This is a genomic window from Methylomonas defluvii (assembly GCF_033949435.1).
Taxonomy (GTDB): Bacteria; Pseudomonadota; Gammaproteobacteria; order Methylococcales; family Methylomonadaceae; genus Methylomonas; species Methylomonas defluvii.
Window position 1 is genome coordinate 134,919 of sequence record NZ_JAXARY010000011.1, and the last position, 19,059, is coordinate 153,977.

Sequence of the window (19,059 nt, forward strand, 5' to 3'; positions counted from 1 at the left end):
ATCGAATTTCTCCGTCACGCTAGCTCGATTGCATTAACGCTTCGATGGCCGCTATCGACTTTGGCACGCCGCCAGTCAGTATCTCATGACCGTCTTTTGTTACCAAGACATCGTCTTCGATGCGAATGCCGATGCCGCGCCATTGTTTATCCACCGTTTCGCAGTAGGCCGGCACATACAGGCCCGGTTCCACGGTTAACACCATGCCCGGTTCCAGCAATCGCCATTCGTCCTTGATCTTGTAATCGCCGACGTCATGCACATCCATGCCCAGCCAGTGGCCGATGCGGTGCATGTAAAACTGTTTGTATTTTTCATCCTTGATTAGTTTTTTGGGTTTGCCTTTTAACAGGCCCAGTTCGATCAGGCCTTTGGTCAGGGTTTCCACCGAGGCGTCGTGGGCGTTGTTCCAGGGATTGCCGGGTTTGATTTCGGCCAGCGCCGCGGCTTGGGCATCCAGCACCAATTGGTACAACAACCTTTGCGGTTCGCTGAACTTGCCGGACACCGGGAAGGTGCGGGTGATGTCGGCGGCATAATGGTCACATTCCACACCGGCGTCGATCAGCAGCAAATCGCCTTTGTTGAGCTTGTCCTTGTTTTCCACGTAATGCAGCGTGCAGGCGTTTTTGCCGCCGGCGACGATGGACGGATAAGCCACCGCGCGCAGACCGTCCTGGATAAATTCGTGGAGCAGCTCGGCTTCGATTTGGTATTCGTACAAACCGGGTTTGCAGGCTTGCATGGCGCGAATATGGGCTTTCGCGGATACTTCACCGGCGCGGCGCATCAGTTTTAGTTCTTCCGCACTTTTGAATAAGCGCATTTCGTGGACAATATGTTCCAGCGACACCAGTTCGCCCGGTGCGGTGACGCCGGTACGCGACTGCTTGCGGATGTGGTTGATCCACTCCAGCAGTTTGTGGTCTAAATCGCTGTCCTTACCCATCGGGTAGAACACTTTGCTTTTGTTTTCCAGCATGCCGGGCAGGATGTCGTCCAGATCGTCAATCGGAAACGAATCGTCGGCTTCATAGTGTTTGGTGGCGCCTTCCAGACCGGCGTGGGCACCTTCCCACTGGGCTTTTTTCTCGTCGAATTCGCGGCAGAACAAAATATATTCGCCTTGCTCACGGCCGGGGATGAATACGGCCATGGATTCGGCTTCGTTAAAGCCGGTCAGATAATAAAAGTCGCTGTCTTGACGGAACGGGTAGTGGACGTCGCGGTTGCGGGTGCGCTGCGGGGCGCTGGCAATAATGGCGATGTTGCCCTTGCCGATTTGCTTCATCAGGCTGGCGCGGCGTTTTTTGAATTCGCTTTGTTTCATGGTCGATCTACTTAGATTAATGCGGTTGCGATGGGCCGAGTTCGGCAAATTGATCGCGCACGGTAAACACGGCGGCGCGCACATATTCGCGCAGTTCGACCAAGGCATTTTCGTCGTCTTCATCGCCGACGTCGGTGTCGATTTTGGTGAGCTCTATCATATCGCGCATCACTTCAGCGGTATCGCCCGGCCAGTCGGCGCCGGTTTGCGCATAACCCACGCCGAACAAAAAGCCCTGGCACCAACAGCGAAGGGCTTCCACTTGTTCGTCTAACGGATCGTCGTCGTCAGGCATCAGCAAATCGAAGGCGAAATCGTCGTTTTGATTTTCCAGCAATACTCGGGTTCTTTCGAACACACCATGCAGCAGCGCTTTGTCTTCGTCGATCAACTGTTGCTCGTCGTCAATGAGTTCCCGTAGCCAGTTTTCCGCATCGGCGCGGATTTCGACGCAGAGCATGCCGGTGGCGATACCGTGCGCCTCGGCAGCGCCGATGTCGGCGTCATGTTGCTCTAAAATTTCTTCAACCGAACGGTAGGTCATCTGGGCTGCGTTTCCTATATAAAGCTGTTTAATAACATGGCTTATGCTAACATTCTTAACCATCTACGATGATTATAACGTCATATCGGCCCATACTCTTGCTATGTCTCAAACAGAAAAAGATCCGTCAACCGAACTGGAAGCATTGGAAGCGAAACTGGATACGCTCATTGCCCAGTTCAATCAAGTCAAAAGCGAGAATAAGTCCTTGAAAGTTAAACAGGATGCCTTGGTTAAGGAAAAAGCCAAGCTGCTGGAAAAAACCACGTTGGCCAAAACCCGGGTGGAAGCGATGATTGCCCGCTTGAAAGCCATGGAGCATGATTCGTGAGTAAAGCCGTCCAGCCCGTTTCACTGAATATCCTGGATAAGGAATATAAAATCGCCTGTGCCGCCGATGAAAAAGAGGGGTTGATCAACTCTGCCCGGGAACTTGACAGGCAGATGCGCAAAATCCGTGACACCGGCAAAGTCAGCAGCACCGACCGCATCGCCGTGCTGGCCGCATTGAACTTGGCTCACGACTTGACGGCATCCAACAAGAACGAAGCCAACGGCAGTTTGGATATTGGTCAACGCTTAGCCGATTTGCGCAGCAAAATAGAAAACGTTTTGGAAAATTCGTAAATCATCCGGTAGACTATCAGTCCAATCTCCTGCGGCGTTCGAGCAGTACTGGGTGTTTCCTGAACCTGTTTTTACCCCGGAAACTTTTTGCCATTCATGGTGCGCATGCCTGTTTATTCAGGAAGCCTGATTGACTGGATTTGGTTTCCACTTGAACCTTCGGTTCAAGGACGAAAGTATCAGACGGCGCAGGCGGGAGATCTCTTGATTTTGCTTGTCTCGGTTTCTCGTCTTCGTTCGAAGCCCCCCTCGTGTTTGTTGTTAGTCTGCTGGTAGGTGGCGCGCAGGGTGGCGTAAGGCCTGGCGACTGTAGTCGCGGCTTAAAATTCGTTTAGCTAGCGCTGTATAGACTATGATCCATCCTCCAACACCTGTTGATAGCATGCCCCCTTTCTTTTCGCTCCGCTGGACAACGACGATTACGCGGCAATGAACATAAGCAACAGCAACGCTGGTGATTCCGGCAAAAGCTTCACAGAAAACTTCTTGGGCCTATTGGTTGATCAGGGCCTGATCGATGCCGAAAAACTGAAATACGCCTTGCGGGTGCAAGGCAAACTGGAGTCGCCAAAGCCGATTTTGTTGGTGCTTTGCGATCTGGGTTATGTCACCCACAACCAACTGGTCGAGTTGTTTCGTAACCACCCGGTCAAAGTCAAGTTAGGCCTGTTCCTGGTGGAGTTCGGGTATATCACCAACACCGACCTGGATTTGGCGCTGGCCGAGCAACGGCAAAAAGCAGGACGCAAACGCCTGGGCGAAATTCTGGTGGAACGTAATCTGATATCGGAAATGAAAATGCTCGAGGTTTTGGCGGACCTGATGGGCATTTCGGTTATCGATTTAAGTACTGCCGTGATCGATCAGACGCTGATGACCAAGCCGATGTTGAAGTCCGCCAACAAGCATTGTTTTTTGCCTATCGAAAAACAAATGGACGGCGTATTGGTGGCTTTCGGCGACCCGCTGGATCAAAACGCCATCGAGATGGCCCGGCACGTCTTGGGCGCCGAGATCATTCCGGCGGTGGGGCGGTATTCGCAGATCATGCGTTTTCTGCTCAATTACGAGCGTAATACCGGCGCCGAAAAAGTAGCCGTCGGCGAGCAGTCGGCCGTCGCGGTTGCCAACCGGATCTTTGAAGACGCGATACGCCAGGGAGCCAGCGATATACATATCGAACCGCTGGAGCATAAGGTCCGGGTGCGGCAACGGATCGACGGCGTAATGGTGCACTACCGGGACTTTCCGGTTGAAATTGCCCAGGCCTTGATTAGTAGGATTAAAGTGATGGCCGGCGCCGATATTGCCGAAAAGCGCCGACATCAAGACGGTCGGGTCATGTTCGAACAGGCCAGCAGCAATCGCGTGATCGACATGCGCGCTTCGTTTTTCAGTACCATCAACGGCGAAAAAATCGTCTTGCGGCTATTGAACCGCAAGACAGAATTGCTGGACATACACGAAGTGGGCATGGCGCCCTTGATGCTGGAACGCTTTGTTCAAGATTCGCTGGACGTGCCGACCGGCGTTGTCATTATCACCGGACCGACCGGTTCGGGTAAAACCACGACGCTGTATAGCGCAGTGGATTACCTGAACGCTCCGGAAGTCAGCATCGTTACCGCCGAAGACCCGGTCGAATACGTGATTGACGGCGTCGCACAATGTTCGATCAATCCGAAGATCAATCTGACTTACGAAGAAACCCTGCGCCACATCGTGCGCCAGGACCCGGACATCATCGTACTCGGTGAAATCCGCGACAAGTTTTCCGCGGATACCGCAATTCAGGCGGCCCTGACCGGCCACAAGGTGTTGACCACATTTCACACCGAGGACAGCATCGGCGGCTTGCTGCGGCTGCTGAACATGGAAATCGAGGCTTTTCTGATTTCTTCGACTGTAGTTTCGGTAGTCGCCCAGCGCCTGTTGCGCCGAGTGTGCCGGCATTGTGCCGAACCGTTCAAGCCTGACCCGGCTTTGCTGCGTCGGCTGAATGTGACGCCGGATGACATTGCCGGCGCTCAATTTTTGTTGGGCAAGGGCTGCGAAAAGTGCCGGTTTACCGGTTATTCCGGCCGGGTATGCGTGTTCGAACTATTGTCGATGAACGAATTGGTCAAAGATGCGATATTGCAGCGCAAAACCTCCTATGAAATCCGGCGGGTGAGCCTGGAGACGGCGGGTTTGGTTACGCTGCTAGAGGATGGTTTGGTGAAAGCCGCCGCCGGTGCTACCTCGTTACAGGAAGTGATCCGCAATCTGCCGCGTTTTGGAAAACCCCGCCCTTTATACGAACTGCGCCGCTTGTTGGGCAGTCGATGAGCCAATAATACAATCCAATCTTATGAGTGAAAAATCGCTTTCCGAATTGATAGACGAGGCCATTACCTCGGGAGCCAGTGCCTTACCGGTATTTCCGCGGGCGGTAACCGAGCTGCGTTTGGCCTTGCAAGACGAAAATCGCTCGCTGGACGCGATTGCCAAACAATTGGCGATGGACGCCAGTTTAGCCAGCCAAATTTTGCGCGTTGCCAACTCGTCATTCTATGCCGGCTTGGGATCAATCAACACCGTCAAGGATGCTCTGGTCCGCTTGGGTTTGCCGCGCATCGTCCAGATTGCCACTTTGGTTACGCAGAAAGGCTTGTTTGCGGCAAAAGATGCCGCCACTCAGCAATACATGGTCAAACTTTGGCAGCATAGCGTTGCGGTGGCCTTGGGCGCCGAATGGCTGGCCAAGCGTTTGTCGTTCCAGACGATAGCGGAAGAAGCCTTCATGGCCGGCCTGTTTCACGATATTGGCGAACTATTGCTGCTGCGCTGCTTGGAAGATCTGGCGGCCAAGGACCTCAATCTAAATTTACCTGCCGATTTGCAGCGAGAACTGATCATCCGCCAGCACGAGAGCAAAGGCGCATGGTTGCTGCAAGAATGGAATTTACCGGAAACCTATCGTAAGGTTGCCGCCAATCATCATCAGCCGGCCACCGAACATACCGGCACAGTGGAACTGTTGGTGCGCGTAGCCGACATGGTCGCCTACAAACTGGGTATCGCGCCGCGGCCGCAGCCTGATCTGGTGATCTCCAGCAGCGAGGAAGCCGGCCGGCTCGGCCTGTCGGAGATTATGCTGGCCGAGCTGGAAATCGCGCTGGAAGATTCGCTGGCCTTGTCTGCCTGACACGCCAACCCCGTTCATACACCTGCGATGCAGGGTAATCCTGTTGCTACCGATTCCAACCGGCTCGACTAATTGCCTTCGCTAAAACGCGAGGCTTTGCTTTAGAATGGCCGTCAGCCGGCATGGCCGCTTTCCCAAACTTTGCATAATCACGTTGGAACAATGACCATCGAATTTCTGATCAATTTTCTGATTCTGTTGCTCGGCACTCTGGCCGCCGGGTTTTTGGCTTACCGCTCGTTTCAAAAGCGCCGGATCCAGCTCGGAGCGGAACCGACCTTGCCGCAGTACTTTATCCGGCGCGGCACTTACTGGAGCGGAGTTGCCCTTTACTGCGCGTTAATGGCCGCTTTGTTCTATTTGCTGACCTGGCAGTGGCTGCCGTTGGAGCCGCTGGTGACGTTGATCGTCAGCCATTTGCGCGTCGGCGAATTTGTGAATCTGCTGTACGGTTTGGACGGTAGTAAACTGTTGCCGCTGATTGCTGCCGGCATCATGTTATTTTTCGTCGCCTGGGAAAGCCCGTTTAACCCCTTGCTAATTTTACGGGACAGTATTCACGACGCCTTTGCCATTCCGACTAAAGCGGTCGAAGTGTATAACGCGCTGATCAAATCCAGGCTGTCGGCGGTTGACGATAAAATCAAAGCCCAAATCGCCGATCGCCTGTTGGTGCAAAGCATCGACGCCGGCGATTTCGATAAATCCGGCGCCACGGTCGAATACAAATGGGCCCATAACAGCCTGCTGTTCGACCAGATTCAACATTACGCCGACCAATCCTCTTACCGACGCTTGTTCAGCGAGCCTTCGCTGAAATGGGGCGAAATCTGCATTTCCTATAATGCAATGTCGGAAAAAGTGAATATTTGGAAAGAAGCCGAGCCGCATTACACCAAGACCGTCAACTTGCTAAAAGACTTGGACCGACTGACCAGTCTTCTGTGCCGATTACTGGCGGCGGCGGTGGTATTCGGCAGCCCTAGCGAAAACGACATGTGGGAGACGGTCAGAAAGCTCGGCGGTAATGTGCACGAAGCGCGCTTGAAGCACACCTATAAATACTTGCTGATATTCGCGGCGGCGACCGCGTTTGGCGTGATTTTGGGGCGCGAAGTGTCGGTGGCGCTGCACAATGTATTTTTGTTTCCGGATAAACCGTTGCCGCACTTTAGCTATACCACCCTGCGCTGGATCGCCTATTCGATCGCGATTTATGTGGTGCCGATCACGCTGGTTTTCGCTTTGCGCAGCGTCGCATTCCGGCATCAACAGGAACCCGCCGAGCATAATTACGGCTTCTACATGGCAATCATGTTCGTCTGCTTCCTGGTCAGTACCACCATCTCGACATTTATTCTGGAGTTAACCTTTTATCGCCGGGATGATTTTAATTTCCTGGACAGTTTCCTCGACCACGCCCGCTGGGGGATTATGCCGGCGCTGATTTGCGGTTTCGTCGCCTACCGGATGGACGCGCCGGCCAGCGAATCCGAAGCCTTGAGCAAAACCATTTTGTCCGCCGTATTGGGCTTTCTGGCCTGGGGCGGAATTGCAGTGATTTTCATGCTGTATGCGACGGACGATTTGGCGATTGAGAAATTGAATCTGCGGTTTACCTTGGTGGGGACGGCGTTTTTTGTTACCGGGTTGCTGGGGGCTGCGGCTCGGTTTAAGACGGCAAGTGATTAGATTGGATTTGTCGGGTGGGCGCGTGGTTGAAGTTTATGTGTCGCTGGCGCGACGGCTGGTTTTAATGTCGGGTCTCGGCCCGACAGCCGAGTAACTTTTCTTTGTTTGGCCAAAGAAAAGTCACCAAAAGAAACGCCACCCGGATGCCGCTTTGATCCTGCGCTCCAGAGCTTTTATCGAGGGTCGGCAGAAGGGGCTTCCCAGCCCCTCCGCCGACGTGCGGCATCCCTGCCGCACCCCTTCGGGCTGATCTCGATAAAAGCTCCGGTGCTCGGCGCGGCATACGGGAGAAACCCCGCGCCGAACTCGACAGATTATTTTGTATGAAATTTTGTAGGGCGCATTAGCGACAGCGTAATGCGCCGAATGATTTAAAGCCAACATACGGCGCAATACGGCTACGCCTATTGACGCCCTACGATTGCACGTTACGGCCTTGCCCTCAATTTCTTGGCTTGCATTACATTCATATTGTGACTGCATCGATATAGAAGCCATTTAGGCACCACTTCACGCCGTGAGCTTGGGCTTCTGGATACTTAGCCTTATCCCTGAAGATCAACTTACCATCCACTATGATTTCTATAACTGGATCGCGACTCATGCGGCGAAAGTCCATCGGAAACGAAGCGCGCTCAACCAAATGTATCTTTCCATCCGCAGCGAGGATGGCGTCGAGGTGATACCTGGCTAGTGCTGGAGCATCCTCTTGCCATTTTCTTTCTTCGGGAAACAAGCTAATCGTTGCTAATGTTGGTTTTCCGCCAGGCGGTAGCGCTAGCTTCTTGGACAAGACTTTGAAGCCCTTGGCGTTTTCTCCGAAATCGCCCTCAATGATCGTGAAGCCCATTGCCTCCCAAAATGGGATAGAGGAAGAAGGTTTGCACTCAATTCTCAAAACCATCTCATCCTGCTGCAATGCAAGCTCTATACAATATTCAACAATTAGCCGCCCAAGACCTTTTCCCCTCCAACCATTACGAATTTGGAGGATGCCCGATCTCAGCAACTGGCTCCACTGGTAAGCGACTGGAATGCCTTCAATTTCATCAATCAGAACAAGCAGCGCCCCTTTTTCATGGCACTTCTGAGTCAGGTTCCAGTTACAGAGGAAATTGCCGTGAACGCCCAGCGCATCCTCTTCTTGTAACCAATCGTGAATTTGCTGCATATCGTGGTTGTTGGACCAACGTATTACGAAGGGTCGCTCAATGGTATCGACGATATGGATTACCGTTTTGGTCAATGGAATCTCCTTGAAGCATAACGCTTGATTCATTGAATCAAATTGACCGAAAGACAGCAAGGGGGAGGCGATCCCGGTCAATCAATATCTGCCTGCACGATCAATCGAATAGCTATTTCATAAATTTTGAGATTTTTTTCATTAATTATGAGAACTGACAGAGACGAAACGGAATCCAGCACAATTGAAGTCACCAAAACTTACTTTGTTTACATTCTGACCAGCTTTTAAGATTGGATTGGTTTTGGTCCCGTATGCCGCGCCGAGCACCGGAGCTTTTGAACGGAATAGCCCGCAGGGGCGATGCAGGGATGCATCGCGTTGCCGAAGGGGCAGGAAGCCCCTTTCGGCGACCCCGTTCAAAAGCGAGGAGCGCAGGGAATAAGCGGCATCCGGGTCGCCTTTTCTTTGGATACTTTCTTTTGACGATGCAAAAGAAAGTATCTCGGCTGTCGGGCCGAGACCCGACATTAAAACAACCGTCGCGATAGCGACACATAATCCCCTTCACCGCGTGGGCACAAAAAACCGTGCCCACCCTACGCCCAGCAAGGACGACGGCCAATTCAACACCTCAAACGTTATACGGCGTAGCAATCCAATCCCTCAACACCGCCTCATCCCGCTCCGGCAAATAAGCAAAATCCCCGGAAATATCCTTGTAGACTGCGTCAGCGCTGTGAGTGGACACCAACTTGCCTTTGACCATATAAAAAAACCAGGCAAACGGATAACCGGCTTGCCGGTCAAAGCGATTCAATACATTACTTAACGCGCTGCCTTTCTTGCCGGCGAAGTCTTCCAGATGCGGCAGGTTGTTTTTGTGGGTGTTGACGATTTCCACGTTGACGATTTGCTCGCCGAAGCGGCCGGTGTGTCGGTAGGGGCGGATGATCCAGTCTTCCGACATACTGTATTTTTGCCCGGCGCTGCTGCGGTTCCAGTCTTCCATGAAGCGTTGTACCGGATGTTCGCCGGGATGGCGCTCGTTAATCACTTCCATGAACAGCTTGACATCGGTCTTGCGCCGGTAGGTGTACCGAGAATGCCCAAAGCCGAAACTCTCGATGCAGAAGGGTTGCAGCGGGTCGATGAATTCTTCCAGGTCGTCAGGTGGATTGTTTTCGTCGACCAGCATTCGATCAGAGACTTCGTGAGTCTTGTCAATTTCGATCAGCGTAAAGTCTTCGGCTTTGGTGCCGGTCTGTACCACAAAATACAGGGTTTTGCCGGTTTGCTTGGTGGCGATCAGTTTTTGTTCCAGCGTGTAATCGATCAGGGTTTGCAGGTTTTGTCCGCATTCCAGATAGGTGCGTTCCACCCACTCGATTAAATCGTTGGCGATGCGTTTGCCGTCCATATCCACCACGCCGCCCAGCCGGTACCACTCGTCGCCGGTTAAGGCCAGGCGGATAGGGTGGTCGGGAATTAGTGCCTGGAGTTTGCTGAGCAGCAAATCGTCGGTTTGGCCGGGGATGATTTTTTTACAGCAATCGGTAATGTCTTGTCCGGCAAGATTGAGTCTTGATTCAGTCATGATCGGCTTCAGGTGTGGAGTTTGAATGTAAGCGTTGCCTTACCAGTTCGCGGACATCCGGTTCCGGATCCTCGGCGAGAGCGGCGAGTTGCGCGGGATCGACCTTTAGTGCCGCTGTGTAGCGCACAACCCAATCTTCGTCGTTTAACAGCATGGTTGCGTCTTCCGGCGCCATGCGTTCCGCGACGATGCGCCGCACATCCGGCGAACGGTCGTTAGCCATCAGCCCCAGGCTGACTTCCGGCAGCCGTTCGGCAACGCGCTTGCGTACTTGTAAGTCTTCGTCTTTGATGAAACGAAACAAGCGGCCCGGTGGTAGGCGTTTGGCGACCATCAAGCGCACGATATAGTCGGGGTCGTCGGCCAGCAACTCCAGGTGTTCCGGATCGATACGGTCCGCGACCGTCATGCGTACTTCGCGGTCCGGGTCGTCGATCAGGGCTTGTAACTGCTGGGCCGGCAGGCGAAACGCGACAGCGCGGCGCACCACTTCGTCTTCGTCGGTGATGAGCGCCGACAAGGCTTTTAGCGGTGCGTAGCGCACGGCGATGGCCCGGCGTTCCCAGAACGGGTCTTGCAAATAAAGCGTGGCGTAGGCCGGATTGACCCGAAAGAAACGGTCGATTTGCCGGCCGCTATTGATGAACACGCAGGTATCGCCGGGCATGCAACGGCCCATCAGCAGGGTTTTCCCCCGGAACGGGCAGAGGCTGCAATCGGCGACGGGCAGAGTAACAGGGCTGTCTTGTTCCGCCATATTATCGTCTTATTCGGGAATAACTTCGGCGATCACAATGCCCGAGGCATTTTCGTAATTATCGGTAATGCGTAAGCAATGTTCGCGGCCATCGACCAAGTAAAGATTGAAGCCTGCACCTTCCAATAACGGTTCATTGTTGGGCAGGTCGTCGTCCATGCAATAGGTGAAATGGACGCCGGGGTATTCGCCGCGCAGTCCACTGACGACGGTTTCGTTCAAGGCTTGGCCGTTAATTTTCTCGGCTATGGTTTGCAGTTGCTCTGGACTAATCATCGCTAGGATTCCTGTTCGAAACAAACGCGCTGCACGGGCTGGATGCCCATCGATTTAGCCAGCCACGGCGGCGGGGCATGCGCTAAAACGATTTGCAGTTGTTTGATAATTTGAGTGATGGCTTCGCCCTGGTCGGCTTTAACCGGATGAATGCCGTATTTGATAAGTTTTGCCGCCGCCGGGCCGCCGATAGAAGCAATATACAACACTCGGCAATCGGCGATCAGTTCTGCGCGATACACATTCTTGTCGTCATGCAGCCGTTGCGCGTCGCTATCGATGCTGCGCACATCGACGAGCCGGGCGTCGTCCGCGGCAATCTGATAAATCAAAAACTGCCGGCACGAGCCAAAATGCCCGCTGATTAACTGCGGATCGTCGCTGCCGATGGCAATTCGGATCGAGCTGGCGGATGCAATTGTCTGGCAGGAATCGGCTATCGGCGCGGGTTCCTCGCTGTTTTGCAGAATGCGCAACGATTCACGGATGCTTTCGGCGTTGGCGACAATACCGAAATTGTTCAAGGCTTGTTGGAACTGGGCTTTGCCGAGTTCGGCCAGGTTTTTGTCGTTTAAAGCTGTGCCTATACAGGCACGGAGCACGGAGATAAACAGTTTGGGAGGGGTATCGGGCAGGGCGCGAGCCGCCAGCCCGATGCGCAGTGCCAGTTCACGGGTTAAGGTAGACTGGCTCATGGCGTCAAGCCACTAAAGGCAGAATGCAGTTGTCGATTGGGCAAACCTTGACGCATTGCGGTTCGTCGTAATCGCCATTGCATTCCGTGCAGGTTTTTTTGTTGATTTCAAAAACAATTGCCCCTTCCTTGATGGAATCGGTAGGGCAGACCGGCAGGCAATCGCCGCAGGAAATGCATTCTTCGGCAACAATATACAGAGACATGGCTTTATTCCTCCGATAACCGTTTAGCTTGCAAAGTTGTAGGGATTTTAGGCGGAGGTGACAGCGGATCAAAGTAATATTTGGATCCGTCACCCAGAGTGACTTCACCGCCCCATTTATCGGCGCTGTCAAATTCTAAGGATTCGATGGTTTCTTCAAGGTCTTTTTTAGCGATGTAGAACAGCAATTTGCCGTCTTCGCGTTTCCTGAGCATGACGCTAGGCATTGGGATTCTCCAGACAAGTGTAGGTCGGGTTAAGCCTGCGCTGTAACCCGACACGATATGATTGACTGGTGGGCGCCTGAATCGGTGCCCACCCTACGCTTAACGAATCAAGTCGTAGTTGTAGTCGGTGGTTCCCATACCTTTGGTTTCTTTATCCAACTGCTCCAACAAGGCATTAACGATGGTGGTCAACATGTACATGCCGCCTTCGTAGCCCAATGTGGTCATACGGTGCAAGTGGTGACGATCGAAGATGGGGAAGCCGATACGGATCAACGGTACTTCGAACTCTTCGCCTTTGTAGAAGGTGTCACGTTGGATAAATTTGCCGTAGGAGTTACCGATCATGAAGTCCGGTTTGTTGGTGAACATCAATGAACGGAAGTGCCACAAATCTTTGCCGATATGTACCGTCGCTTCTTGGCCGTAAGGCGAGGCTTTCAACACTTCTTCAACCGCTTTTTTGTAGCGTTTGTTGGCGTGGTTGACTAACACGTCGGTTACCTCGGCGCCCATTTCCAGCAGGAATTTGGTCATACCCAGAGCAAAGTCGGCGTCGCCGTACAAGGCAAATTTTTTGCCGTGTAACCAAGCGTGCGAGTCGGTCATCATGTCCACATAACGGCCGCGTTCCACTTCCAGCGATTTTGGAATCGGTTTGCCGGTCAGTTCGGAGATTTTCATCAGGAACTGGTCGGTCCATTCCAAGCCCATCGGGATGTTCAATTTCGGCGCGTCGTGTTTCCAACTAGTTTCAACGAATTTTTTGGTTTTTTCCAACTGCCAAGGTTGCAGCAACACGGTAGTGATCGCGTTAGGCGCATCTGCAACTTCGGCGATCGTGGTGCCGCCGGCATACATGTTGAAGTGGCCATCAGCTGGGGTATCCAACACTTCGGTAGGATCGCTCAACAGCGTGTGGTCAACACCCATTTCGTTCAACATCCGGTGAATGACGCGGAAGTTGCCCAAATAGGTTTCAAAGCCGGGGACTAAGTTGATTTTGTTGTTACTGCCAACTTCGTATTTACCTTCAGGCAACATACCTTTTTCAAGGGTGAAGTAGCGGGCAATACCTTCGAACATGTTGTCCCAACCCGTGGTATGGCTACCGACGAAGCTAGGCGTATGCGCAAATGGCACAGGGTAGTCTTGATCGACGTGACCTTCTTTTTTGGCATTGTTGATGAATGCGTTCAAGTCGTCACCGATCACTTCCGCCATACAGGTGGTTGATACTGCGATCATGGTGGGTTTGTAAAGGGCTTTGGCGTTTTCCAAACCGGCAAACATGTTTTTCTGACCGCCGAATACCGCCGCGTCTTCAGTCATCGAGTCAGATACGCAAGAGATAGGCTCTTTGAAATGACGGTTGAAGTAAGTCCGGAAGTAAGCCACGCAGCCTTGTGAGCCGTGTACGTAAGGCATGGTTTTTTCAAAACCCAGTGCGCAAAGTACCGCGCCCAGAGGTTGGCAAGCTTTGGCAGGGTTAACCGTGATCGCTTCACGTTGGAAGTTCAGTTCTTGATATTCCTTGGTAGTCGTCCATTGGAACACTTCATCAATGGTGTCTTGTGGATGACGTTCTTCGTACTGTTCGCGTTTGTTGGCCAAGCTTTCCTTGTACTCGTCATTTCTGAATAAAGGATAACTGGGTTCTATTTTATCGACATTTTGGCTCATGATAATCTCCTAACGCGCCACTAATCTGTGGTCCGGCGTTGATTGGATTTTGCCGGGAATGAAATCCCGACCGACATTTTGGCTCCTAGTAGGGTGGGCAGTTTGCCCACCTTTCCGGGAGTTAAGATGGGCAATGCCCACCCTACGGATTACGCAACCGCTTTGACAGGTTCGCTCTCGGTCGCTTCGGTTTTCCAAGGCGCTTTGAAGCTTTTCCAGCAAGGGTTGTTGATGGTCATGTCCATATCGCGGGCGAAGATGGCGAAACCGTCGTAGCCGTGATAAGGGCCTGAGTAATCCCAGGAGTGCATTTGGCGGAAAGGCACACCCATTTTTTGGAAAATGTATTTTTCCTTGATACCGGAGCCGACCAAGTCAGGTTGGACTTTTTTCACGAACTCTTCGAATTCGTAGCCGGTGACGTCGTCATACAACAAGGTCGCGTTGCCCATTTCTTTAATGGTGCGGTCGTAGTCGTCGTTGTGACCGAACTCGTAACCGGTACCGACCACTTCCATGCCCAAATCTTCATAGGCACCGATCACGTGGCGAGGACGCAGACCGCCGATGTACAACATTACCCGTTTGCCTTCCAGGCGAGGTTTGTATTTAGCGATAACGGCATCGTATTCGGCTTTGTAGCGTTCGATGACGCGCTCAGCACCTTCTTTGATAGTGTCATCGAAGTGAGCGGCGATTCTGCGCAAAGACTCGGCGATTTTAGTCGGGCCAAAGAAGTTGTACTCGATCCAAGGGATGTTGTACTTTTCTTCCATGTGCCGGGCGATGTAGTTCATCGAACGGTAGCAGTGAATCAGGTTCAGCTTCACTTTTGGGGTTTTTTCGATCTCGGCAATGGTACCGTCGCCAGACCATTGAGCCACAACGCGCAGACCCATTTCTTCCAACAAGGTACGTGAAGCCCAAGCATCACCACCAATGTTGTAGTCGCCGATCACGGCTACGTCGTAAGGGGTAGTTGGGAAGCTTTCATCGCCGTCGCGGTTTTCCAATACCCAGTCGCGAATCGCGTCGTTAGCGATATGGTGACCCAAAGATTGAGAGACGCCACGGAAACCTTCGCAGCGCACCGGCACGATGGTTTTGTTGTACTCTTTGTTTTTAACTTTAGAAACCGCTTCGATGTCGTCGCCGATCAAACCGATTGGGCACTCGGATTGAATGGAGATGCCTTTGTTGAGCGGGAACAAGGTTTCGATTTCGTCGATACATTTGGCCAGTTTTTTATCGCCGCCGAATACGATGTCTTTCTCGGTAAAATCCGAAGTAAAGTTCATGGTACCGAAGGTGTTGACGCCTGTAGTACCTACATAGTAGTTACGGCGACCGGCACGGGAATATTGACCACAGCCAACCGGGCCGTGTGAAATATGGATCATGTCCTTAATAGGACCCCAAACTACCCCTTTGGAACCCGCGTAGGCGCAACCACGAATGGTCATCACGCCGGGCAGGGATTTACGGTTGGAAGTGATACATTTGTTTGATTTTTCCAAGCTTTGATCGTTGATGGCCAAATGTTTGGCGCGATCAGCTTTAGCTTTTTCGGGATAGACTTCCAGCACTTCTTGAATAAGCGCTTCGGTCTCTTCTCTTGTCATGGCTGCCATGATGAAATCCTCCTGGTAGTCCTGGGTAATCCCCCACAGACTTGTTAGGAACTATGCGAAAGCAGGTTGGACAGGCTAACAGCCGGCCCAACCTACATACTGATTAAGCTTCGGCTGCTGCGGTTACACCGACAACGCTTTCGTCAACTTCTTCCATGACGCCGAATTCCATCAACAAGTCTTCCAACTCGTCCATAGTGATTGGCGTTGGGATCACCAAGTTGGTGTTGTTGATGATTTTTTGCGCCAAGTCGCGATACTCTTGTGCTTGTTTCGCGGTTGGTTCGTACTCGATTACTGTCATACGACGGATTTCGGCACGTTGGACAACGTTGTCACGTGGTACGAAGTGAATCATGTGTGTGCCCATTCTGGCAGCCAATTGCATGATCAGTTCGTCTTCGCGAGCGGTGTTACGGCTGTTGCAGATCAAACCGGCCAAACGCACGCCGCCTGAGTTAGCATATTTCACGATACCTTTAGCGATGTTGTTGGCAGCATACATAGCCATCATCTCGCCTGAGCATACGATGTAAATTTCTTGGGCTTTGTTTTCACGAATTGGCATCGCGAAACCACCGCAAACAACGTCACCCAATACATCGTAGAATACGAAGTCGAGGTCGTCGGTATAAGCACCTTCTTCTTCCAAGAAGTTGATCGCGGTGATAACACCACGGCCGGCGCAACCTACACCTGGCTCTGGACCGCCTGATTCAACGCATTTAACGTCGCGGTAACCCACTTTCAATACGTCTTCCAGTTCCAAATCTTCTACGCTACCGGCATCAGCTGCCATTTGCATGATAGAGTTTTGCGCTTTCGCATGCAGGATCAAACGAGTAGAATCGGCTTTAGGGTCGCAACCGACGATCATTACTTTTTTGCCCAGCTCTGCCAAGCCAGCAACCAGGTTTTGCGTGGTGGTAGATTTACCGATACCACCTTTACCGTAAATAGCACATTGACGTAATTTCGCCATGATCTTCTCCTCTTGAGTAGGTGTTGTTAATAACAACCTGATAATTGCAATGGCCGTGCCAAAGTTTTGATGTGTTTTAAGTAATTGAAAATAAAGGATTAAAAATAATATTTCTAGCTTTTTCGATGGTCGGATTAGCAACATTCTTTGTAAGGCCTGTTATCTAACCAACATAAATCGCGGGGTTTTTATTTGAAGCGGGGGCTAGGTGCGTATTCGCCGCGGATTTTGGCCCCGGTCCTTTAGCGATCACGCTGTGTCTTGATTTGGCTTGCTGATAACGGGAGTTTGCTGCTTTGCCCGGACGACTTCGGTGAATAATCGCCTACACACTCTATAATTGATGCCAATCTTGGGCGCCGGGCATAAGCAGGCGTATATCCGGTTTTATCACGGTACCTGTAGGTGGCGGTTTGCAGCCACATTTTTTAGTTACTCATGCGGTATTTCTCGAATTTAATAATGATATTGTCTTTGTATGTTCTTTAAGAATTGGTGGCCTTTCCGCCGCAAGCTGAAAAGTCAGGCGAAGAAGGATGATTCCTTCGATGTCAATCAGCGCATCTACACGCCGGTTAGCCAGTTGACCGTCGGCATGTATGTCATCGAATTGGACCGGCCTTGGTTGGAGAGCCCGTTCTTATTTCAAGGGTTTGAACTGGAAACGGAAGCCGATATTCGCGCGGTAAAAGATGTTTGCCAGTACGTCTATATCGACGCCACCCGCAAAAGAAAACGCCCAGTCCAAGCTAAAACCACTCAAGACAGTTTGCTCAGCGAGAGCAATATTGATTTTGGTGCGCCGCCGCCGCCAAAGCTAAGTGTTTTCGAGAAAGAGTTTGCACGTGCCGAACATGTTCATAAAGAAGTGGGTCAGTTGGTATCCAACTTTATGGAGCGCATCGCCAATGGCGAAGGGATAGACACTCAAGCCGCCAAAGAAGCGGTCGCGCAATGCGTGAACAGTATTTTGCATTCGCCGGATGCTTTTTTGTGGCTGAACCAGCTCAAGAACAAAGACAAATACACCGCACAACATAGCTTGAACGTTTGCGCCTTAGCCATTGTGTTGGGCCGCTACCTGAATTTTTCCGTAGCCAACCTCAACAATGTCGGCTTGTGCGGGATGATGCACGACATGGGCAAAATGTTGGTGCCTTTGGATATTCTGAATAAGCCCGGCAAGTTGGAACCTGAGGAGCTGGCGATTATGCGCTCGCATGCCGCTCTGGGCTACGAACTGCTCAAATCCAGCGATCAAATGTATCCAGGGGCGATAGACACGGCCTATTCTCACCACGAAACCTTGGACGGCAAAGGTTATCCCCGGCGTATCGGCGAAAGAGGGATTTCGCTCTTCACCAGAATCGTTACCATCGTGGATATGTACGATGCCATCACCAGCGACCGGGTGTATCAGAAAGGCCGGACGCATCTGGAAGCGACCAATATCCTGGCCAATATGGCCGGCTCTCAGCTGGATGAGCGTTTGGTGATCAAATTTATAGAATGTCTGGGGGTTTATCCGCCCGGCAGCATCGTCATGATGACCAACGGTTACATCGCCATTGTGGTGGAGGTGAATGAATTGCAGAAGCTGCGGCCGAAAGTCATCCTGTTGCTCGATGCCAAGAAACAGCGGATTCAGGAAAGAATTGTCAATCTAGCGGATATGCTGCTGGACGATCGCGGCAAGGTGTTGACTATCAAAGGCATTGTCAAAGCCCAGGATTACAACATAGACATCAAAAAATATTACCAACAAGGTGTTTTGCAAAAGGGCTTTGCGAACGAAAAACGCTAGGGTACCCTACGAAACCGGACGTTTAGAGCAACTCTGCTAGAATAAGCAACCTGGCGATGGTCACGAAAGGGTTTGTGCGTGGGATTATCGTCCGTATGCTTTTGCTCAGCTTTGCCAAGCCAGGGCTGCAAATTTCTCGAGGCGTTTTGGAATCAAATGTACAGAAAAAACAGGGGAGGGCAAGGCTTTACGCTGATGGAGATGCTGTTGGCGGTCGCCATCATGGCGGTGTTGACGGCCATTGCGATACCTGCCTACAACGGTTATATCGATAAAAGTAAGAACGACCTTGCGATTAGCTATCTGCTAGCCATACAGACGGAAATCGAACGGTATTACACCCGCGAATTTCACTACCCGAATGCGCTTAGCGACATTACCTCTGCTCTGCCCAACAACGGCAAGGACCCCTGGGGTAGAGACTATGTCTATCTCAATATCATAGAGGGGGGGCCAGGCACCATGGGCTCAGTCCGAAAAGATCATGCGCTTAACCCCATCAACACCAAATACGATTTGTACAGCCTGGGTAAGAATGGCGTCACTAAAAAGCAGATCAGCCAGAAGGACAGTCTGGACGATATTATCCTGGCCCGAGATGGCGGTTTCGTCGGTTTGGCGGCGGATTTCTGAGAGA

20 protein-coding genes and 1 other RNA gene are annotated in these 19,059 nt (G+C 51.9%); 8 read left to right on the forward strand and 13 right to left on the reverse strand.

Annotated elements, in window-relative coordinates; all coding sequences use genetic code 11:
- Window positions 1-19 precede the first annotated feature (19 nt).
- Window positions 20-1,330 (reverse strand): Xaa-Pro aminopeptidase, encoded by a 1,311-nt coding sequence (gene pepP, locus QLH52_RS13370; protein ID WP_171697589.1) that lies wholly within the window; start codon window positions 1,328-1,330, stop codon window positions 20-22.
- 16 nt (window positions 1,331-1,346) lie between these two features.
- The gene (locus QLH52_RS13375) at window positions 1,347-1,874 is read right to left on the reverse strand and encodes a UPF0149 family protein (protein ID WP_033159072.1); all 528 of its coding nucleotides are present in this window, start codon (window positions 1,872-1,874) and stop codon (window positions 1,347-1,349) included.
- Window positions 1,875-1,977: 103 nt separating this feature from the next.
- Between QLH52_RS13375 and QLH52_RS13380 the strand changes: the two genes are divergently transcribed.
- The 6 genes from QLH52_RS13380 (at window position 1,978) to QLH52_RS13405 (ending at window position 7,380) form a co-directional block, all read left to right on the forward strand.
- Window positions 1,978-2,205, forward strand: coding sequence for a TIGR02449 family protein (locus QLH52_RS13380; protein ID WP_033159102.1), 228 nt, complete (start codon window positions 1,978-1,980; stop codon window positions 2,203-2,205).
- Window positions 2,202-2,501 carry a cell division protein ZapA gene (locus QLH52_RS13385; protein ID WP_101054117.1) on the forward strand — a complete coding sequence of 100 codons (300 nt, stop codon included), beginning with the start codon at window positions 2,202-2,204 and terminating at the stop codon, window positions 2,499-2,501. Before QLH52_RS13380 ends, QLH52_RS13385 begins: the two co-directional genes overlap by 4 nt.
- A 23-nt stretch (window positions 2,502-2,524) precedes the next feature.
- A non-coding RNA gene (gene ssrS / locus QLH52_RS13390) (6S RNA) lies at window positions 2,525-2,704 on the forward strand.
- Between the two features lie 226 nt (window positions 2,705-2,930).
- Window positions 2,931-4,829 carry a GspE/PulE family protein gene (locus QLH52_RS13395; RefSeq protein WP_033159070.1) on the forward strand — a complete coding sequence of 633 codons (1,899 nt, stop codon included), beginning with the start codon at window positions 2,931-2,933 and terminating at the stop codon, window positions 4,827-4,829.
- 22 nt (window positions 4,830-4,851) lie between these two features.
- Entirely contained in the window at window positions 4,852-5,688 is an 837-nt protein-coding gene (locus QLH52_RS13400) for an HDOD domain-containing protein (RefSeq protein ID WP_319961916.1), read from the forward strand.
- Between the two features lie 162 nt (window positions 5,689-5,850).
- Window positions 5,851-7,380: a hypothetical protein gene (locus QLH52_RS13405; protein ID WP_319961917.1), complete on the forward strand. Its 1,530-nt coding sequence runs from the start codon at window positions 5,851-5,853 to the stop codon at window positions 7,378-7,380.
- Window positions 7,381-7,846: 466 nt separating this feature from the next.
- Here the strand turns inward: QLH52_RS13405 and QLH52_RS13410 are convergent, their stop codons facing one another.
- From QLH52_RS13410 to nifH, 11 genes are all read right to left on the reverse strand, one after another.
- On the reverse strand, window positions 7,847-8,707 hold the full coding sequence (locus tag QLH52_RS13410) for a GNAT family N-acetyltransferase (RefSeq protein ID WP_319961918.1): 861 nt from the start codon (window positions 8,705-8,707) through the stop codon (window positions 7,847-7,849).
- Window positions 8,708-8,767: 60 nt separating this feature from the next.
- On the reverse strand, window positions 8,768-9,097 hold the full coding sequence (locus QLH52_RS13415) for a hypothetical protein (RefSeq protein WP_319961919.1): 330 nt from the start codon (window positions 9,095-9,097) through the stop codon (window positions 8,768-8,770).
- 103 nt (window positions 9,098-9,200) lie between these two features.
- On the reverse strand, window positions 9,201-10,163 hold the full coding sequence (locus tag QLH52_RS13420) for a hypothetical protein (protein WP_319961920.1): 963 nt from the start codon (window positions 10,161-10,163) through the stop codon (window positions 9,201-9,203).
- Window positions 10,156-10,920 carry a 4Fe4S-binding leucine-rich repeat protein gene (locus QLH52_RS13425; protein ID WP_033159065.1) on the reverse strand — a complete coding sequence of 255 codons (765 nt, stop codon included), beginning with the start codon at window positions 10,918-10,920 and terminating at the stop codon, window positions 10,156-10,158. Before QLH52_RS13425 ends, QLH52_RS13420 begins: the two co-directional genes overlap by 8 nt.
- A 9-nt stretch (window positions 10,921-10,929) precedes the next feature.
- Window positions 10,930-11,196 carry a DUF6129 family protein gene (locus QLH52_RS13430; protein ID WP_026603355.1) on the reverse strand — a complete coding sequence of 89 codons (267 nt, stop codon included), beginning with the start codon at window positions 11,194-11,196 and terminating at the stop codon, window positions 10,930-10,932.
- A 2-nt stretch (window positions 11,197-11,198) separates the two neighbouring features.
- Complete coding sequence (nifX, locus tag QLH52_RS13435; protein WP_319961921.1) at window positions 11,199-11,891, reverse strand: nitrogen fixation protein NifX; 693 nt, start codon at window positions 11,889-11,891, stop codon at window positions 11,199-11,201.
- Between the two features lie 4 nt (window positions 11,892-11,895).
- Window positions 11,896-12,096 (reverse strand): 4Fe-4S binding protein, encoded by a 201-nt coding sequence (locus tag QLH52_RS13440; protein WP_020483289.1) that lies wholly within the window; start codon window positions 12,094-12,096, stop codon window positions 11,896-11,898.
- Window positions 12,097-12,100: 4 nt separating this feature from the next.
- Complete coding sequence (gene nifT, locus QLH52_RS13445; protein WP_033159063.1) at window positions 12,101-12,322, reverse strand: putative nitrogen fixation protein NifT; 222 nt, start codon at window positions 12,320-12,322, stop codon at window positions 12,101-12,103.
- 99 nt (window positions 12,323-12,421) lie between these two features.
- Entirely contained in the window at window positions 12,422-14,005 is a 1,584-nt protein-coding gene (nifK, locus tag QLH52_RS13450) for a nitrogenase molybdenum-iron protein subunit beta (RefSeq protein WP_033159062.1), read from the reverse strand.
- Window positions 14,006-14,154: 149 nt separating this feature from the next.
- Window positions 14,155-15,636: a nitrogenase molybdenum-iron protein alpha chain gene (gene nifD, locus QLH52_RS13455; protein ID WP_033159061.1), complete on the reverse strand. Its 1,482-nt coding sequence runs from the start codon at window positions 15,634-15,636 to the stop codon at window positions 14,155-14,157.
- A gap of 103 nt (window positions 15,637-15,739) precedes the next feature.
- Complete coding sequence (gene nifH, locus QLH52_RS13460) at window positions 15,740-16,618, reverse strand: nitrogenase iron protein (RefSeq protein WP_033159060.1); 879 nt, start codon at window positions 16,616-16,618, stop codon at window positions 15,740-15,742.
- A 478-nt stretch (window positions 16,619-17,096) separates the two neighbouring features.
- On the opposite strand from nifH, the gene QLH52_RS13465 reads away from it, so the two are divergent.
- Window positions 17,097-18,422 (forward strand): cyclic di-GMP phosphodiesterase, encoded by a 1,326-nt coding sequence (locus tag QLH52_RS13465; protein WP_101054099.1) that lies wholly within the window; start codon window positions 17,097-17,099, stop codon window positions 18,420-18,422.
- 156 nt (window positions 18,423-18,578) lie between these two features.
- Window positions 18,579-19,055, forward strand: coding sequence for a type IV pilin protein (locus QLH52_RS13470; RefSeq protein ID WP_033159058.1), 477 nt, complete (start codon window positions 18,579-18,581; stop codon window positions 19,053-19,055).
- The last annotated feature ends 4 nt before the right edge of the window (window positions 19,056-19,059 follow it).

Coding starts and splice junctions, on each gene's coding strand:
- pepP (WP_171697589.1), bottom strand. CDS start 1,330: ATGAAACAAAGCGAATTCAAAAAACGCCGCGCCAGCCTGATGAAGCAA.
- QLH52_RS13375 (WP_033159072.1), bottom strand. CDS start 1,874: ATGACCTACCGTTCGGTTGAAGAAATTTTAGAGCAACATGACGCCGAC.
- QLH52_RS13380 (WP_033159102.1), top strand. CDS start 1,978: ATGTCTCAAACAGAAAAAGATCCGTCAACCGAACTGGAAGCATTGGAA.
- QLH52_RS13395 (WP_033159070.1), top strand. CDS start 2,931: ATGAACATAAGCAACAGCAACGCTGGTGATTCCGGCAAAAGCTTCACA.
- QLH52_RS13400 (WP_319961916.1), top strand. CDS start 4,852: ATGAGTGAAAAATCGCTTTCCGAATTGATAGACGAGGCCATTACCTCG.
- QLH52_RS13405 (WP_319961917.1), top strand. CDS start 5,851: ATGACCATCGAATTTCTGATCAATTTTCTGATTCTGTTGCTCGGCACT.
- QLH52_RS13415 (WP_319961919.1), bottom strand. CDS start 9,097: ATGTCGGGTCTCGGCCCGACAGCCGAGATACTTTCTTTTGCATCGTCA.
- QLH52_RS13420 (WP_319961920.1), bottom strand. CDS start 10,163: ATGACTGAATCAAGACTCAATCTTGCCGGACAAGACATTACCGATTGC.
- QLH52_RS13425 (WP_033159065.1), bottom strand. CDS start 10,920: ATGGCGGAACAAGACAGCCCTGTTACTCTGCCCGTCGCCGATTGCAGC.
- QLH52_RS13430 (WP_026603355.1), bottom strand. CDS start 11,196: ATGATTAGTCCAGAGCAACTGCAAACCATAGCCGAGAAAATTAACGGC.
- nifX (WP_319961921.1), bottom strand. CDS start 11,891: ATGAGCCAGTCTACCTTAACCCGTGAACTGGCACTGCGCATCGGGCTG.
- QLH52_RS13440 (WP_020483289.1), bottom strand. CDS start 12,096: ATGTCTCTGTATATTGTTGCCGAAGAATGCATTTCCTGCGGCGATTGC.
- nifT (WP_033159063.1), bottom strand. CDS start 12,322: ATGCCTAGCGTCATGCTCAGGAAACGCGAAGACGGCAAATTGCTGTTC.
- nifK (WP_033159062.1), bottom strand. CDS start 14,005: ATGAGCCAAAATGTCGATAAAATAGAACCCAGTTATCCTTTATTCAGA.
- nifD (WP_033159061.1), bottom strand. CDS start 15,636: ATGGCAGCCATGACAAGAGAAGAGACCGAAGCGCTTATTCAAGAAGTG.
- nifH (WP_033159060.1), bottom strand. CDS start 16,618: ATGGCGAAATTACGTCAATGTGCTATTTACGGTAAAGGTGGTATCGGT.
- QLH52_RS13465 (WP_101054099.1), top strand. CDS start 17,097: ATGTTCTTTAAGAATTGGTGGCCTTTCCGCCGCAAGCTGAAAAGTCAG.
- QLH52_RS13470 (WP_033159058.1), top strand. CDS start 18,579: ATGTACAGAAAAAACAGGGGAGGGCAAGGCTTTACGCTGATGGAGATG.